Origin of the sequence: Zoogloea sp. (assembly GCF_041911615.1) — a bacterium.
Taxonomy (GTDB): domain Bacteria; phylum Pseudomonadota; class Gammaproteobacteria; order Burkholderiales; family Rhodocyclaceae; genus Zoogloea.
Genome location: NZ_JAYROR010000139.1, coordinates 36,376 through 51,815, shown reverse-complemented (window position 1 = coordinate 51,815; position 15,440 = coordinate 36,376). Strand labels below are relative to the sequence as shown.

Below are 15,440 nucleotides of genomic sequence, written 5' to 3'. Positions count from 1 at the left end.
GCCGCCGCCGGCCCGCCTCGACCCGGTGGCGCTGGCCGAGCGGGTGCGGGCGCGCAACCCGCAGCTGTTCGCCGACGAGGCCCGCGTGCGTGCCGCCGAAAAGGGCCGCGAGCTGGCCTACGCCAACCGCTACCCGGACTTCACCCTCGGTGTCTCGCCGATCCAGTACCAGGGCGCGGTGCGCGAGTGGGAACTGATGGTCGAGCTGAACCTGCCGTTGCAGCAAGGCACGCGGCGGGCCCAGGAGCGTGAATCGGAGGCGATGCTGGCGGCCGCTCGCGCGCGTCGCGACGCCACCGCCAACCAGGTGCTGGGCGAGCTGGCCGAAAACCTCGCGGGGCTGGAGGCGGCGCGGCGTACCGAGGCGCTGGTGGCGACCAGTCTGCTGCCCCAGTCGGAACTTGGCTTCAAGGCGGCACTGGCCGGCTACGAGACCGGACGGGTGGATTTCGCCACCGTGCTCGACGCCCAGCGCCAGATCCGCGAGGCCCGCCAGCGTCGCATCAAGGCCCAGGCCGAGGCGCAGCTACGCCTGGCGGACGTCGAACGTCTCGTTGGAGAAGACCTATGAAAGCCGGTGCCGCGCTGGCGGTCGGACTTGCCGTCGCCCTGGCCGCCGCGGGCGGCTACTGGCTGGGGCGCCAGCCCGCGGGCGGCACGCCGGTTGCCAAGGCCCCCGCCGCCGGGGCGAAGCCGGCCCGTGCACTGCTTTACTACCGCAACCCGATGGGGCTGCCCGATACCTCGCCGACGCCGAAGAAGGACCCGATGGGGATGGATTACATCCCGGTGTACGAGGGCGACGCCCCGTCGCCGGGTGATGCCGCCCCCGGGACCGTCCGGATCGACGCAGCCAAGGTGCAGCAACTCGGCGTGCGCACCGAGGTGGCGGCGGTGCGCAGCCTCGAGCGTCCGCTGCGCGCGGCTGGTCGGGTGGAGGTGGACGAGCGGCGCAGCTACGCCATCGCGCCCAAGTTCGAAGGCTACGTGGAGCGCCTCCACGTGAGCGTCACCGGCCAGCCGGTGAGCCGGGGCCAGCCGCTGTTCGAGGTGTACAGCCCCGAACTGGTGTCGGCCCAGCGGGAGTACGCGATCGCCGCCCAGGGCGTCGAAGCGTTGAAGGAGGCGGGTGGCGACGCCCTCGGCGGGATGCGCCAGCTCGCCGAGGCGAGCCTCGCGCGGTTGCGCAACTGGGATATTCCGGACGAGCAGGTGCGCGCCCTGGCGAAATCCGGCGCGGCCCGCCGCACCCTGACTTTCCGCTCGCCGGTGGCCGGCGTGGTGACCGAGAAGAAGGCCGTGCAGGGGATGCGCTTCATGCCCGGCGAGACGCTCTACCAGGTGGCCGACCTGTCGGCGGTGTGGGTGCTGGCCGACCTGCCGGAGCAGGAGGCGGGCGCGCTGCGCCCCGGCGCATCGGCGAAGGTGCGGGTCGACGCGTATCCGGAGCGGGTTTTCGAGGGCCGCGTGAGCTACGTGTACCCGACCCTCAACGCCGAGACGCGGACCGTGCCGGTGCGGGTGGAGCTGGCCAACCCAGGCCTGCTGCTCAAGCCGGCGATGTTCGCCCGGGTGGAACTGTCGGCCGGCGAGGGCGCGCGCGGGCTGACGGTGCCGGGTTCGGCGGTGATCGACAGCGGTATCCGGCAGATCGTGCTGCTGGCGCGGGGCGAGGGGCGCTTCGAACCGCGCGAGGTGCGGCTCGGCGCCCGCGGCGAGGGCTACGTGGAGGTGCGCGAGGGGCTCAAGGCCGGCGACGAGGTGGTGGTGGCCGCCAACTTCCTGATCGACGCGGAGAGCAATCTGAAGGCGGCCCTGGCCGGCTTCGCAGCGCCCGGGGCGGCGAGCGCGCCGCCGTCGGCGCCGCGTGCGGTCGGGCACCGGGCGGTCGGTCGCGTGGAGGGCGTCGATGCCGGCGACGGTACGGTGAGCCTCAGCCACGGCCCGGTGGCAAGTCTGGGCTGGCCGGCGATGACGATGGATTTCAAGCTGGCCAGCCCCGCGCTGGGAGCGACCCTGAAGCCCGGCGCGACGGTGGCGATCGAGTTCGTCGAGCGTCAGCCCGGCGAGTGGGTCATCACTTCGGCGGTGCCGGCGTCCGGCGCCCACGCCGGGCACTGACGGGGGCGCGATGCTGACGAGGCTCATCGACTGGTCGGGCCGGAACCGCTTCCTGGTCCTGCTCGTCACCGCGTTCATCGTGGCCGCCGGGGTGTTCGCGGTGCTGCGCACGCCCATCGACGCACTGCCCGATTTGTCCGACGTGCAGGTCATCGTCTACACCGAATACCCGGGGCAGGCGCCGCAGGTGGTGGAGGATCAGGTCACCTACCCGCTCACCACCGCGATGCTGGCGGTGCCCCGTTCGAAGGTCGTGCGCGGCTTCTCGTTCTTCGGCGCGTCCTTCGTCTATGTGATTTTCGAGGACGGTACCGACATCTACTGGGCGCGTTCGCGGGTGCTGGAGTATCTCAACGCCGCGGCCGGGCGAATGCCCCGGGGCGTGGCGCCGCAGCTCGGCCCGGACGCCACCGGCGTGGGCTGGGTGTTCCAGTATGCCCTCGTCGCCCGCGACAAGACCCTCGCCGAACTGCGCACGATCCAGGACTGGTTCCTGCGCTACCAGCTCGCCAAGGCGCCGGGCGTCGCCGAGGTGGCGTCGATCGGTGGCTTCGTGCAGACCTACCAGGTCACCGTCGATCCGGTGAAGCTGCGCGCCTACGGCATTCCGCTGATGAAGGTGGCCCAGGCGATCCGCGATTCCAACCGCGACGTGGGTGGCCGCGTGGTCGAGATGGCCGAGACCGAGTACATGGTGCGCGGGCGGGGCTACCTGCGCGGCGCGGCCGACATCGAGCAACTGGTGGTGAAGGCGGAGCGCGGTACGCCGGTGCTGGTGCGCGACATCGCCCGCGTGGAGCTGGCGCCCGACGAGCGGCGCGGCCTCGCCGAGCTCAATGGCGAAGGCGAGGTGGTGGCCGGCATCGCGATGGCCCGCTACGGCCAGAACGCGCTGGCGGTGATCCACAACCTGAAGGACAAGCTCGCCGAGATCGGCCCGGGCCTGCCGGAGGGCGTCACGGTGCAGCCGGTGTACGACCGCGCCGAGCTGATCCACCGCGCCATCGACACCCTGCGCACCACGCTGGTGGAGGAGTCGCTGATCGTCGCGTTGGTGTGCGTGGTGTTCCTGCTCCACGTGCGCAGCGCGCTGGTGGCGATCCTGATGCTGCCGGTGGGCGTGCTGATGGCCTTCATCGCGATGCGCCTGCTGGGCATGAACTCGAACCTGATGAGCCTGGGCGGCATCGCCATCGCCATCGGCGCGATGATCGACGCCGCCATCGTGATGATCGAGAACGCCCACAAGCACCTCGAACGCCTGCCCGAGGACGCCGCGGCGAGCGCGCGCGCCGCGGCGATGCTGGCGGCGTGCCGCGAGGTGGGGCCGGCGCTGTTCTTCTCGCTGCTCATCATCACCGTGTCCTTCCTGCCGGTGTTCACGCTGGAAGGGCAGGAGGGCCGGCTGTTCTCGCCGCTGGCCTGGACCAAGACCTTCGCGATGGCCGGCGCGGCGCTGCTGTCGGTGACGCTGGTGCCGGTACTGATGCTGCTGTTCATCCGCGGCCGGGTCATGCCCGAGGCGAAGAATCCGGTAAACCGGCTGCTGATCCGGCTCTACCGCCCGCTGATCGCCGCGGTGATGCGCTGGAAGAAGCTCACCGTCGGGCTGGCGCTGCTGGCCCTCGCGGCGACGCTTTACCCGGCGTCGCGGCTGGGCGCCGAGTTCATGCCGACCCTCGACGAGGGCACGCTGCTGTACATGCCGACCTCGCTGCCGGGCATGTCGATCACCAAGGCGGCCGAGCTGTTGCAGGTGCAGGACAAGATCATCCGCAGCTTTCCCGAGGTGGCGTCGGTGTTCGGCAAGGCCGGGCGCGCCGCCACCGCCACCGATCCGGCGCCCACCGAGATGTTCGAGACGGTCATCAATCTCAAGCCGCGGTCCGAATGGCGGCCGGGCCTCACCACCGACGGCCTGATCGCCGAACTGGACAAGGCGCTGCAGTTTCCCGGCGTCGCCAACGCCTGGACGATGCCGATCAAGGCGCGCACCGACATGCTGTCCACCGGCATCCGCACGCCCATCGGCATCAAGGTGTTCGGCAAGGATCTGGGCGAGATGGAGGCGCTGGCCCGCCAGATCGAGGCGGTGGTGAAGACCGTGCCGGGCACCACCAGCGCTTTCGCCGAGCGCATCACCGGCGGCTACTACCTCGACATCGAGCCCGACCGGGCGCAACTCGCCCGCTACGGCCTGACGGTCGGCGAGGTGCAGGATGTGATCGCCAGCGCCCTGGGCGGCGAGATGGTGACCAGCACCGTCGAGGGCCGCGAGCGCTTCGGCGTCACGGTGCGCTACCCCCGCGAGCTGCGCGCGGACCCACAGCAGATCGCCCGCGAGGTGCTGGTGCCGGTGATGGGCGGCGCGATGCTGCCCCTCGGCCAGCTGGCGAAGGTGGGCATCGCCCGCGGCACGCCGGGCATCCGCACCGAGAACGCGCTGCTGTCGGCCTACATCTTCGTGGACATCCGCGACCGCGACATCGCCGGCTATGTGGCCGACGCGAAGCTGGCGGTGGCCGCGCGGGTGAAGTTTCCGCCGGGCTACTACGTGGCCTGGAGCGGGCAGTTCGAATTCATGGAGCGGGCCATCGCGCGGATGAAGATCGTCGTCCCGATCACCCTGACGAGCATCTTCCTGCTGCTCTACCTCAACTTCCGGCGCCTCACCGAAACGCTGATCGTCATGCTGTCGGTGCCCTTCGCGCTGGTGGGCGGGGTGTGGCTGATGTGGCTGCTCGGCTACAACCTGTCGGTGGCGGTGGCGGTGGGTTTCATCGCCCTGGCCGGCGTGGCGGCCGAGACCGGCGTGGTGATGCTGATCTACCTGGACCACGCCTGGGCCGACCGGCAGGCGCGCTGTCGGGCCGAAGGGCGCTCGCCCGGCGTCGACGACCTTTACGCCGCGGTGATGGAGGGCGCCGTCGAGCGGGTGCGCCCGAAGATGATGACCGTCGTCGCGATCATGGCGGGCCTGTTGCCGATCCTGTGGAGTCGTGGCACCGGCTCGGAGGTGATGAGCCGCATCGCGGCGCCGATGGTCGGCGGCATGCTGTCGTCCACCGTGCTGACCCTGGCGGTGATCCCGGCGCTCTACGCGCTGGTCAAGACGTGGCGGCTGCGGCATGGGCGGGAGGTCTGAGGTGCACGACGCGCGCGATCCGGTCTGTGGCGAGGCGCTGTCGCAGCTCCCGTCCCCGTGCCGGGCGACGTACCGGGGGCGGGTGGTCCATTTCTGTTCGCCCCGCTGTCGGGCGCGCTTCCTGGCGGCGCCGGGGCGTTATGTCGCGCTGCCGCGCGCGGAGACGGCGATCCCGAAGCGTCGTCACCTGCGGCTCGTCGTAGCCGGCGGCGACGGGGCCGGCACCCTGTGCCGCGTGCTCCAGGCCATCGACGGCGTGCACGCGGCACGGCCGGCGGGGGCGGGGCTGGTCGTGGATTACGATCTGCGCCGGGTGACGCTTCGCCAGCTCGAAGCGGCGATCCGGGCGGCCGGCGGTGTGCTGCGCGGCGGCTTACATGCGTTGCGGCGGGGGCTGTGGCGTTATGCCGAGTACAACGAGCGCGCGAGCGCGGCCCACGTCGCCCCGGCCGCCTGCTGCAACCACCCACCGCTGCGCTGAGCTCGCGGGCGACCGTGGTGAGTGCAGATCGAACCCATAATGGGCAAAGTCCGGCGCGATGCGGGCGAACTGGTACACTGACGCGTTGTCGGGCGTGACAGGCTTGGGGGCAGGCAAGGCCGGGGGGCGATATACTTTGATGAATCTGACGGTCGCCGCAGGTCATGGGCCCGCCAGACTTATCGAATCGCCCGCCAATTTGTGCCTTGATTTTGAGTAAATTGTTGATTTTGACGAAGGCGAGTGTTTGATTACACTGTTTTGGCAACGCTGGTCGTTCTGCCAAAATCCATCCTGACCCGTGGTCCCGGCTTGGCTTGGCGATATTCCCGGCTAAACTGTTACCATCCTTGAAATTTTTAGTTCTTTCCCCTTCATCGTTCCATGGCCGTTACGCCCGAATCTCCTGAAAAGGAATATTGCAGCACTTCCGAAGCCGCCCAGCGTCTGGGCCTGTCTTTGGGTACCGTCCAGCAGATGGTCGAGAACGGCCAGCTGGAGGGGTGGAAGACGGCTGGCGGCCATCGGCGCATCCGGGTCAGTTCGATCGAAGAGTTCCGCGCGCGGGCCATGGCCGGCAACAGCGCCCAGAGCCAGCCGCGCCCGTCGCCCAACAGCCTGCAGGTGCTGGTGGCGGAGGACGACCGCATCCTGCAGAAGCTCTACGAGCACACCCTGTCGTCGTGGGGCCTGCCGTTGCAGATCCGCATGGTCTCCAGCGGCATCGACGGCTTGCTGGAGATCGGTCGCGTGCCGCCCGATCTGCTCATCACCGACTTGCGAATGCCTGGCATCGACGGCTTCGAGATGATCCGCCGCCTGCGCGCCGACCCGCAGCTCCAGGAGCTGGACATCGTCGTCGTCAGCGGTCTCACCGAAGAGGAAATCCTCGAGAACGGCGGCCTGCCGCCGGACGTGATCTTCTATAGCAAGCCCGTGCCGTTCCGCGAGCTCAAGGGCTACGTGCAGGCCAAGATCATGGCCATGCAGCGTCGGGGGCGCGCCGCCTGAAGGCGTTGCCACGAGGGGTTTCACCGCAAGGCCGGCATTTGCCGGCCTTTTGCTTTTCTGGCCGCCGTCCGTGCGACGGCGCTGGCATGGCGCTCCGCAGCCGGCATGATTTTGGGATTGGCCGTGACATATTCCCCGGCCGACCACCCCGCCGTGGGCAATTTGGCACGCCAGAATATTCGTCTGATTTATAAAATTTCGTCAAATCGCAAGCGGCTTCGAATATTTCACGGAGTCCTCTGGCGGGTCGAATGCTAAATTTATTCAGATGTCACGATTTAATAGAAAATCACAATTTATTTGTGTTTTTTGTAGATATGTGAATTTCTGACGATTGCCCGGCGCTGCACTCCGGCCCGACGACTTCCTCGACGGGCGGGTGTCCCGAGAACGGTGGTGGAACGAATGTTGTGGAATGAGCAGTCCCCCGTGTCCTTGTTCGACGGCGTGCCCTTCGGTGCGCTGTCCGATGCCGGCCGCGGCCTGAGCGATCCGGTCACCGAGGCGGCGATCACCGGCGCGGCACTGGTACGGCATCTCGACGACGCCCGCTTCGCCAGCCTGCGCGCGTTGCGGCAACTGCTGCGGGCGCTGGGCGCCGAGCGGGTCGCGATCGGATTCATGCACGCCACCGGGGAGACGTTCAACGAGTCGCTGGCGTGGACCAGTGGTTTCGGTCGCTGCGGCGAATCGGCGCGGAGCTTGTCGTGCGCCGGGTTTGCCGACGCGGTGCAGGACTGGCTGGCGACGGGACAGTTTGCGCTGGAGGTGGACATCGACGTGCAGTCGGCGGCCTGGCACGACTGGCCCTGCGATCACCTGTTGCTGGTGCGCGGCGACCTGGTGGTGCGGGGGCAGGGACGGGTGGCGCTGGCGGCGCAACTGCGCAGTCCGGACGGGCTGCCGGGCGGTGCCGACGAGGCGATTGCGTTGTTCCTGCACGAATACGGCCGGCGTCACCTGCAGCAGGCCAAGGTTTAGGCGAGAGGCTCGCAGTGCCCACCCCGACGCCATTGGGCGGCGTCGGGGTGGGCAAGGCAGCTTTCCAGATGACGCCGCGCGGCGTCCAGGTGCTGCCGGGCGGCGGCACTCAATCCTTCCCCGAGTTCGAACGCTTCACCCCGCACGCACAGCACGAAGGCGGGCGGCGGTGGCCTGCGCCGCAGATCGGCGAATACCTGCAGCACGGCGTCCGGCGCGATGGCGTGGGAGCTGACCTGCCAGTTCGCGCGGGGCGCGATTTCGTAGAACCGAAACGGCCCCGGCGTGCCGGTACCGGCATCGATGAAAAGCGCCAGATCGGCGTCGTCCAGATCGAGGGCGTGTTCGATCTGGAGCTGGAAGTCGCCCACCAGACGCACGTCGGGCAGGGCGCGGGCTTCGAGTTCGGCCAGCAGTTGCGGGCCGATGGCGTCGTCGCCCCGTGACGGGTTGCCGACCGCGAAGACGACCACGGTCATGGCGGATCAGGCGCCGCGGCTGGCTGCGTCGAGGGGCGTGCCGTCGGGGTCGAGCAATTCGACCGCCAGCGGCATCTTGCCCAGCGCATGGGTGGCGCACGAGAGGCACGGGTCGAAGGCGCGGATGGCGACCTCGATGTGGTTCAGCAGGCCCTCGGTGAGCTGGCGGCCATCCAGATAGCGCCGCGCCACCTGGCGCACGGCCTCGTTCATGGCCTGGTTGTTGTGGGTGGTGGAGACGATCAGGTTGCAGTAGCTCACCAGATCGTCGTCGCCCACCCGGTAATGGTGGATCAGCGTGCCGCGCGGCGCCTCGATGATGCCGACGCCTTCCCTCGCGCGAGGGCCGTCGGTCATCGTCTCGCCGGTCAGGATGTCCGGGTCGTCGAGCAGATCGCGGATGACCTCGGCGGCGTGGAGCATCTCGATCATCCGTGCCCAGTGGTAGGCCAGCGGGGCGTGGATGGGCTCGCCCTCGCCGTGGTCAATAAAAGCGAGGCGCTCGGCCTCGGCCAGCGGGCTGGGGATGAAGTCGCAGTTCTGCACCCGGGCCAGCGGGCCGACCTTGTACCAGCCCTTGGCGGGGCCGAGCGCCTCGACGTACGGGAACTTCATGTAGCTCCAGCTCTTCACCTCTTCGCGCAGGTACACGTCGTAGTCGGCGCAGGGCACGCCGTCGCGCACGATGAGGCCGCGGGCGTCGCGCAGGCGCAGCACGCCGTCGTAGAGGTCGAGGGCGCCATCGGCGCGCACCAGGCTCAGCAGGTGGCTCCTGAACAGCCCGAACTCGTCGTACAGCGCGCCGTTGGTCTCGTGGAGCTTGCGGGCGAGGTGCACCGCGTCGCGGCTCCAGGCGATGATCTGGTCGGCATCTGCGCGCAGCAGATCGCGGTCTTCGCGGCTCACGTGCTTGTTCACGCCGCCCGGCACCGCGCCGGTGCCGTGCACCCGCTTGCCGGCGGTGACGCGGATCACCTCCTGACCGAACTTGCGCAGCAGCACGCCCTGGCGCGCTACTTCGGGATAGGCGGCGGCTACGCCGACGATGTTGCGCTGCTCCACCGGCGATTCAAACCCGAACAGCAGGTCCGGCGACGACAGGTGGAAGAAGTGCAGCGCGTGGGATTGCAGGATCTGGCCGTAGTGCATCAGGCGGCGGATCTTCTCGGCGCTGGTGGTGATCGGCACCGCGCCCACCACCGGGTCGAGCGCCTTGGCGGCGGCGAGGTGGTGGCTTACCGGGCAGATGCCGCACAGGCGCTGCACCATCACCGGCACTTCCCAGTAGGGCCGGCCCTGGATGAATTTCTCGAAGCCGCGAAACTCGACGATGTGCAGCCGCGCTTCCTTCACGTGGCCGGCGTCGTCCAGCAGCAGCGTGACCTTGCCGTGGCCTTCGACCCGCGAAACGGGGTCGATGGCGACCCGGCGCAGGTTTTCGCGGTTGGCGGCGGTTTCCAGTTCGAAGCTCATGGGGGCTCCTTTGGGGCGGTGAGGCGTGAGGAGGTCTTTCTGAATCTTGTGGCGCTCACGATCGCCAGCGCACAAGGCTCAATGAAGGTCTCCTCACGCCTGACGCCTCATCGTCTTTCAGTCGTAATGCAGCAGCCCGCCCGTCAGCCGCGGGGTGCGGCCGGCGATCAGGTCGGTGAGGAATTTCCAGATCGCCGGGCCGGAGGGCGGGCAACCGGGGATGAAGTAGTCGATGCGCACCACCTCGTGGATCGGCCGCACCTTGTCCAGCGGCAGCGGCAGCTCCGGGTCGCTGGGGATCTGGCCGTTCTCGACGCCGGGGCGAAACTGATAGACCTCGCGCATGCACTCCGACAGCGACAGCTGGTTGCGCTGGGCCGGCAGCCCGCCGGTAACGGCGCAGGCGCCGAGCGCGATCAGCGTCTTGCAGTTGCGGCGGAACTCACGCAGCACGTACACGTTCTCGGCGTTGCACACACCGCCTTCGATGAGGCCGATGTCGCACGGCCCCACGTGCTTGATGTCGGTGAGCGGCGAGCGGTCGAACTCGATCAGATCCACCAGTTCGAACAGGTGCTCGTCGATGTCGAGGAAGGACATGTGGCAGCCGAAGCAGCCGGCCAGCGAGGCGGTGGCTATGCGCAGCTTGCGGGGGGCGCTCATTGGATGACCCTCCGGTCACTGCGTGACCACCTCCCCAAGGGAGGGTTCGCGCCCACTTCGGGCGGCCGGGCGTGGGCGCTCATGGTTCCTCCTTCAGCGTCTCGGCGCTGATCTGCGTGCTGTCGAAGCGGCGTTCGCCGATGGGCACCGCGAAGCCGGTGCGCTTGGGCAGGATCACGCCCACCGGGCAGATGTTCGCGGCGCGGTCGTCCTTGCTGAAATCCGTGTCGGCGAGGCGGCCGGATTCGGCATTGACCACCAGATGCTTGTCGATGCCGCGGCCGGTGAGGGCGAACACCGACTTGCCGTCGATGTCGCGGCTGGCGCGCACGCACAGCTCGCAGAAGATGCAGCGGTTGAAATCGAGCAGCACGTCGGGGTGCGAGGCATCCACCGGGCGATCCGGAAAGAAGTGCCGGAAGCGCGGGGTGAGCATCTCGTACTCGTAGCCCAGCGCCTGCAGCTCGCAGTTGCCGCTCTTCTCGCAGGACGGGCAGAAGTGGTTGCCCTCGACGAACAGCATCTGCAGGATGCCGCGGCGCTCGCCGTTCATCTCGGGGGTGTTGCTCTCGACTTCGGCGCCGTCCTTGGCCGGCGTGGCGCAGGCCGAAACATGCCGGCCGGCGCTCTTCACGACGCACAGCTTGCAGCTGCCGTGGGGCGGAAAATCCTTGTGCCAGCACAGGCTGGGGATGTAATGGCCGGCGGCGCGGGCGGCTTCGAGGATGGTCTGGCCGTCGTCAAACGGGACGGGCTGGCCGTCGAGGAGAAACTGTTTCATCGCGCATCCTCCTCGTGGGTTTGCAGGTGGGCGCCGGGGTCGTCGCGGGCGGTGAGCTGGCGGGCTTCGGCCAGTGCGGCGTCCAGGTCGAAGGCAGGCTCGAAATCCAGCGACACCAGCCGCCGCTCGTAGGCCGGGCGGAACTTCTGCAGGGTGTCGATCACCGGGTTTGGCGCGGCGCTGCCGAGGCCGCAGTGGCTGGCGTTCTTGAGCAGGCGGTCGAGCCATTCGATGTCGTTGAGATCGGCCCGGGCGCCGTGGCCGTCGGCCAGCTTGTCCATGAAGCCTTTGAGCAGCGCCGTGCCGACCCGGCACGGGGTGCAGAAGCCGCAGCTCTCGTGGGCGAAGAAATGCACGAAGGCGCGGGCCACGTCGAAGAGGTCGCGGCTGCCGTCGAAGATCATGAAGGCGCCGGCGGTGGGCACGTCTTCATACGCGATGAGGCGGTGGAATTCGTAGCTGGCGATGCACACGCCCGCCGCGCCGCCCACCTGCACCGCCTGGGTGTCGCTGGCGCCGCAGTCTTCGAGGATGCGCGTGATGGGCACGCCGAACGGGTATTCGTAGATGCCCGGCGCGGCGCAGTCGCCGGAGATGGACAGCAGCTTGGTGCCGGTGGATTGGGCGGTGCCGGTGGCCGCGAAGGCTTCGCCGCCAGAGAGCGCGATGAGGCAGGTCTTGGCGTGGGTTTCGACGTTGTTCACCGCCGTCGGCCGCCCGAGGTAGCCGTGGGTGACGGGGAAAGGCGGGCGGATGCGCGGGGTGCCGCGCTTGCCTTCGAGGGATTCGATGAGCGCGGATTCCTCGCCGCACACGTAGGCGCCGGCGCCCAGGTGGATCTGGATGTCGAAGTCGAAGCCCGGCGTGCCGAGGATGCCGGCGCCGAGCAGCCCGGCCGCGCGTCGGCGGGCCAGCACGGCTTCGAGCTGTGGGCGCAGGTCGCGGTACTCGCCGCGCAGGTAGAGGAAGCCGGTCTGCGCGCCGATGGCCCAGGCGGCGAGGGTCATGCCCTCGAAGACGAGGTCGGCGTAGTTGTGGAGGAGCACGCGGTCCTTGAAGGTGCCGGGCTCGCCTTCGTCGGCGTTGCAGACGATGACCTTGTCGGCGCCCGGCGCGTTGCGGGCGCTCTCCCACTTCACTGCGGTGGCAAACCCGGCGCCGCCCCGGCCGCGCAGGCGCGAGGCGCGCATCTCCCCCAGCCAGCCATCCCGGCCGCGGGCGATGGCGGCGCGCAGGGCGTCGCCCGGCGGCATCTCGAGGCCCAGCAGCGCATCGCGCCGGCGGATGTTGTCGTCGATGCGGAAGTAGTCCGCCGGCCATTGGTCGAGCGGCTTTTGCTGGCGGATCAGCTCGGCGATCTCGTTGATGCGCTGGTGGCTGAGGCGGCCGATGGCGTGGCCATTCACGAGCATCGCCGGGCCCTGGTCGCACAGGCCGGTGCAGGACGTGGTGGCGACGCTCACCAGCCCGTCTTCCGAGACGTGGCCGGGCTCCACCCACAGCTTGCGGCACAGGGCGTCCATCAGCCCGGCGTTGCCGAGCATACGGTCGGTGATGTTGTCGGAGAACAGCACCCGGTAGCGGCCCACGGGCCGGGTGTAGAGGAAGCTGTAGAAGCCGGCCACCCCTTCGACGCGGGCGCGGGGGAGCCCGAGGGCGGCGGCGAGGTGGGTCAGGGCTGGCGCGGGCAGCCACCCGGCGAGATCCTGGGTGTCGATCAGGATCTGCAGCAGGCGATGGGGATCATGGCCGTGGCGGGCAAGGACGGCGTCGAGATCGGCCAGACTGGGCTGAACGGTGTTCGTCACGGACTTCTCCTGCGGAGCGCACCCTGACGAGTATGCGCCCGGCACCGGGGCCGGGGTTGAGCCAGATCAGAAAAGGCTGACGGATCAGGTGTTTGCGCTGCGGCGCAGCAATCGGAGCTGGGGGAACACGCGGGGGCTGGCGAGGGCGACCAGCAACGTCACCGCCCCGCCGCCGACCACCGCCGCCACCGGCCCGATGGCGGCGGCGAGCAGGCCGGATTCGAGGGCGCCGAGTTCGTTGGACGAGCTGATGAAGACCCGATTCACCGCGCCGACCCGGCCGCGCAGCGCGTCCGGCGTGCCCTGCTGGATGACGGTCTGGCGGATCACCACGCTGATGCTGTCGAGCCCGCCGAGCAGGGCCAGGGCTGCCAGCGACAGGGGAAAGGACGTGCTCAGTCCGAACACCACGGTCATCAGCCCGAAGCCGCCTACCGCGCCGAGGAACAGCCGTCCGTCCAGCGCCACGCCGAAGCGGGCGATCAGCAGCCCGGCCACCGCCGAGCCGACCGCCGGCGCAGTGCTGAGGATGCCGAGCCCGGCCGGGCCGACCTGCAGGATGTCCTTGGCGTAGACCGGCAGCAGCGCCACCGCACCGCCGAACAGTACGGCCACGAGATCCACCGACATCACCGCCAGCAGCAGGCGCGCCCGCCACACGTGGGCGAAGCCGGCCAGCACCTCGGCCAGCCGACCGCTGCCGGCCGCCGCCGGCTGGCCGCGGGAGCGTTGGCGGATGGCCAGGGTGGCGACCACCGCGACGAGGGACAGCAGGCAGTTGGCGGCATGGATCGGCAGCGCCGAGTGCCAGGCGGCCAGGACGAGGCCGGCCAGCGCCGGTGCGGCCATCGACGCGACCTGATGCAGCGAGGTGGCGAGCGCGATGGCTCGGGCGAGGTGTTCGGCGCCCACCAGCGCGGGCAGCAGGGCGTCCCGCGCGGGGCGGTTGAGAATCTGGGCGGTGCCCGAGCACAGCAACGCGCCGTAGATCCAGCCGACCCCCAGCTGGCGCCACGCGGCCACCGCCAGCAGGCCGGTGGCGACGACGGTGAAGGCGAGGCTCGCCACCACCATCCGGCGCCGCTCGAAGCGGTCGGCCAGGTGGCCGGCGGGCAGGAAGAACAGCAGGATCGGCAGGAACTGCGCGAGGCCGACGAGGCCCAGGGCCATCGACGAGCCGGTCAGCTCATACACCGACCAGCCGACCGCGACGCCTTGCCCGAAGTGGACGATGGCGTTGATGACGCTGATGACGAGGTACAGCCGGAAGTCGCGGTTGTGGGCCGGCGTCGGCCGCGGGCTCACGGGGCGACGGCGCGTGCGATGCGGGCCAGGCCTTCGTCGAGGCGTGCGGGCGGGCAGCCGAAGTTGAGGCGCACGAAGCCGGGCAGGCCGAAGTCCTTGCCGTCGGACAGGCCGACGCCGTGGGCCTCGAAGTGGGCGGCGGCGTTGGCGAGCCCACGCTCGGCAAGCAGGTCGCGGCAGTCGATCCAGGCCAGGTAGGTGGCCTCGACGGGCGTGGTTGAAAGGCCGGGCAGGGCGTCGATGGCTTCGACGACGCGCGCGGCGTTGGCGCGCAGGGTGTCGATGAGCGCCGCGCGCCACGGGCCGCCGTGGCGATAGGCGGCCTCGGTGGCGGTGAGGCCGAGCACATTGACGTGGGGCACGATGCCGGCCATCGCGCGCTTGTAGCGGGTGCGAAGCGTGGCGTCGGGGATGATCGCGAAGGCGCAGTAGAGCGCCGGGATGTTCCAGGTCTTGGACGGCGCCATCAGGGTGATGGTGCGGCGGGCGACGGATTCGTCGAGCGCGGCGATGGGGATGTGCGGCGTGGCCGGGTCGAGCACCAGCCCGCAGTGGATCTCGTCGGAGCAGATGACGAGGTCGTGGCGTTCGGCGAGCTGGGCGATGCGGCCGAGCTCCTCGCGGCTGAAGGCGCGGCCGACCGGGTTGTGGGGGTTGCACAGCATGAAGAGGCGAACGCCGTCGGCCACCGCGGCCTCGGTGCGGGACCAGTCCCACTCCCAGCGCGTGCCGTTTCGCACCAGCGGGGTGGTGACGAGGCGGCGATCGGAATGGGCCGGGGCGTGGAGGAAGGGCGGATACACCGGCGTGGCGGTGAAGACGCCGTCGCCCGGCTGGCCCACCGCGCGGGCGGCCACGTTGAAGCCGGTGACGACGCCCGGCAGCCACACCAGCCAGTCGGGCTCGATGCGCCAGCCGTGGTCGCGGGCGATGCCTTCGATCACCGCGTCAAGCACCGATGGCCACGGGTCGGCGTAGCCGAACACGCCGTGGTCGAGCCGGGCGCGCAGGGCGTCGAGCACCGGCGGCGGAGCGGCGAAGTCCATGTCGGCGACCCACATCGGGATCACGTCGCGGCCGGCATAGCGCCGCCATTTGATGCTGTCGGAGCCGGCGCGCTCGGGGCCGGTGGAGAAGTCGAAGGCGGTCACGCGGGCATCCGGGAATAGGGGGAAGGTTGCAAGTGTAAACG

At 69.6% G+C, this 15,440-nt stretch carries 13 protein-coding genes; 6 read left to right on the top strand and 7 right to left on the bottom strand.

The genetic code is table 11. The features are described 5' to 3' along the window. The 6 genes from ACE3P2_RS18800 to ACE3P2_RS18775 all read left to right on the top strand — a co-directional run. Positions 1–571 (top strand): TolC family protein (locus ACE3P2_RS18800; RefSeq protein WP_374267314.1); only part of this gene is annotated, 571 nt, incomplete at its 5' end. Further along, a complete protein-coding gene (locus ACE3P2_RS18795; RefSeq protein WP_374267312.1) occupies positions 568–2,121 on the top strand; it encodes an efflux RND transporter periplasmic adaptor subunit in 1,554 nt (517 codons plus the stop codon). The genes ACE3P2_RS18800 and ACE3P2_RS18795, both read left to right, overlap by 4 nt. A 10-nt stretch (positions 2,122–2,131) precedes the next feature. Continuing rightward, the gene (locus tag ACE3P2_RS18790) at positions 2,132–5,266 is read left to right on the top strand and encodes an efflux RND transporter permease subunit (protein ID WP_374267310.1); all 3,135 of its coding nucleotides are present in this window, start codon (positions 2,132–2,134) and stop codon (positions 5,264–5,266) included. After that, the gene (locus ACE3P2_RS18785) at positions 5,250–5,747 is read left to right on the top strand and encodes a hypothetical protein (protein ID WP_374267308.1); all 498 of its coding nucleotides are present in this window, start codon (positions 5,250–5,252) and stop codon (positions 5,745–5,747) included. The genes ACE3P2_RS18790 and ACE3P2_RS18785 overlap by 17 nt, the downstream gene beginning before the upstream one ends. Before the next feature lie 384 nt (positions 5,748–6,131). Beyond that, positions 6,132–6,758, top strand: coding sequence for a response regulator (locus ACE3P2_RS18780; RefSeq protein ID WP_374267306.1), 627 nt, complete (start codon positions 6,132–6,134; stop codon positions 6,756–6,758). A 429-nt stretch (positions 6,759–7,187) separates the two neighbouring features. Then, positions 7,188–7,739 (top strand): hypothetical protein, encoded by a 552-nt coding sequence (locus ACE3P2_RS18775; protein ID WP_374267304.1) that lies wholly within the window; start codon positions 7,188–7,190, stop codon positions 7,737–7,739. On the opposite strand, the gene ACE3P2_RS18770 is transcribed toward ACE3P2_RS18775, so the two are convergent. The 7 genes from ACE3P2_RS18770 to ACE3P2_RS18740 all read right to left on the bottom strand — a co-directional run bounded on the left by ACE3P2_RS18770 (position 7,736) and on the right by ACE3P2_RS18740 (position 15,399). After that, positions 7,736–8,218, bottom strand: coding sequence for a hydrogenase maturation protease (locus ACE3P2_RS18770; protein ID WP_374267302.1), 483 nt, complete (start codon positions 8,216–8,218; stop codon positions 7,736–7,738). The genes ACE3P2_RS18775 and ACE3P2_RS18770 overlap by 4 nt on opposite strands. A 6-nt stretch (positions 8,219–8,224) precedes the next feature. Beyond that, the gene (locus ACE3P2_RS18765) at positions 8,225–9,691 is read right to left on the bottom strand and encodes a Ni/Fe hydrogenase subunit alpha (RefSeq protein ID WP_374267300.1); all 1,467 of its coding nucleotides are present in this window, start codon (positions 9,689–9,691) and stop codon (positions 8,225–8,227) included. A 117-nt stretch (positions 9,692–9,808) separates the two neighbouring features. Continuing rightward, positions 9,809–10,354, bottom strand: coding sequence for an NADP oxidoreductase (locus ACE3P2_RS18760; protein WP_374267299.1), 546 nt, complete (start codon positions 10,352–10,354; stop codon positions 9,809–9,811). 79 nt (positions 10,355–10,433) lie between these two features. After that, positions 10,434–11,135 carry a 2Fe-2S iron-sulfur cluster-binding protein gene (locus ACE3P2_RS18755; RefSeq protein WP_374267297.1) on the bottom strand — a complete coding sequence of 234 codons (702 nt, stop codon included), beginning with the start codon at positions 11,133–11,135 and terminating at the stop codon, positions 10,434–10,436. Beyond that, complete coding sequence (locus tag ACE3P2_RS18750; protein WP_374267295.1) at positions 11,132–12,943, bottom strand: NAD(P)H-dependent oxidoreductase subunit E; 1,812 nt, start codon at positions 12,941–12,943, stop codon at positions 11,132–11,134. Before ACE3P2_RS18750 ends, ACE3P2_RS18755 begins: the two co-directional genes overlap by 4 nt. Before the next feature lie 84 nt (positions 12,944–13,027). Next, complete coding sequence (locus ACE3P2_RS18745) at positions 13,028–14,248, bottom strand: MFS transporter (protein WP_374267293.1); 1,221 nt, start codon at positions 14,246–14,248, stop codon at positions 13,028–13,030. Then, positions 14,245–15,399, bottom strand: coding sequence for a MalY/PatB family protein (locus tag ACE3P2_RS18740; protein ID WP_374267291.1), 1,155 nt, complete (start codon positions 15,397–15,399; stop codon positions 14,245–14,247). The genes ACE3P2_RS18745 and ACE3P2_RS18740 overlap by 4 nt, the downstream gene beginning before the upstream one ends. Positions 15,400–15,440 lie beyond the last annotated feature (41 nt).

Bases quoted from the DNA above. Each gene is read 5' to 3' on its own strand.
- ACE3P2_RS18785 (WP_374267308.1), top strand. From the start codon at position 5,250: ATGGGCGGGAGGTCTGAGGTGCACGACGCGCGCGATCCGGTCTGTGGC.
- ACE3P2_RS18790 (WP_374267310.1), top strand. From the start codon at position 2,132: ATGCTGACGAGGCTCATCGACTGGTCGGGCCGGAACCGCTTCCTGGTC.
- ACE3P2_RS18795 (WP_374267312.1), top strand. From the start codon at position 568: ATGAAAGCCGGTGCCGCGCTGGCGGTCGGACTTGCCGTCGCCCTGGCC.
- ACE3P2_RS18760 (WP_374267299.1), bottom strand. From the start codon at position 10,354: ATGAGCGCCCCCCGCAAGCTGCGCATAGCCACCGCCTCGCTGGCCGGC.
- ACE3P2_RS18755 (WP_374267297.1), bottom strand. From the start codon at position 11,135: ATGAAACAGTTTCTCCTCGACGGCCAGCCCGTCCCGTTTGACGACGGC.
- ACE3P2_RS18780 (WP_374267306.1), top strand. From the start codon at position 6,132: ATGGCCGTTACGCCCGAATCTCCTGAAAAGGAATATTGCAGCACTTCC.
- ACE3P2_RS18770 (WP_374267302.1), bottom strand. From the start codon at position 8,218: ATGACCGTGGTCGTCTTCGCGGTCGGCAACCCGTCACGGGGCGACGAC.
- ACE3P2_RS18765 (WP_374267300.1), bottom strand. From the start codon at position 9,691: ATGAGCTTCGAACTGGAAACCGCCGCCAACCGCGAAAACCTGCGCCGG.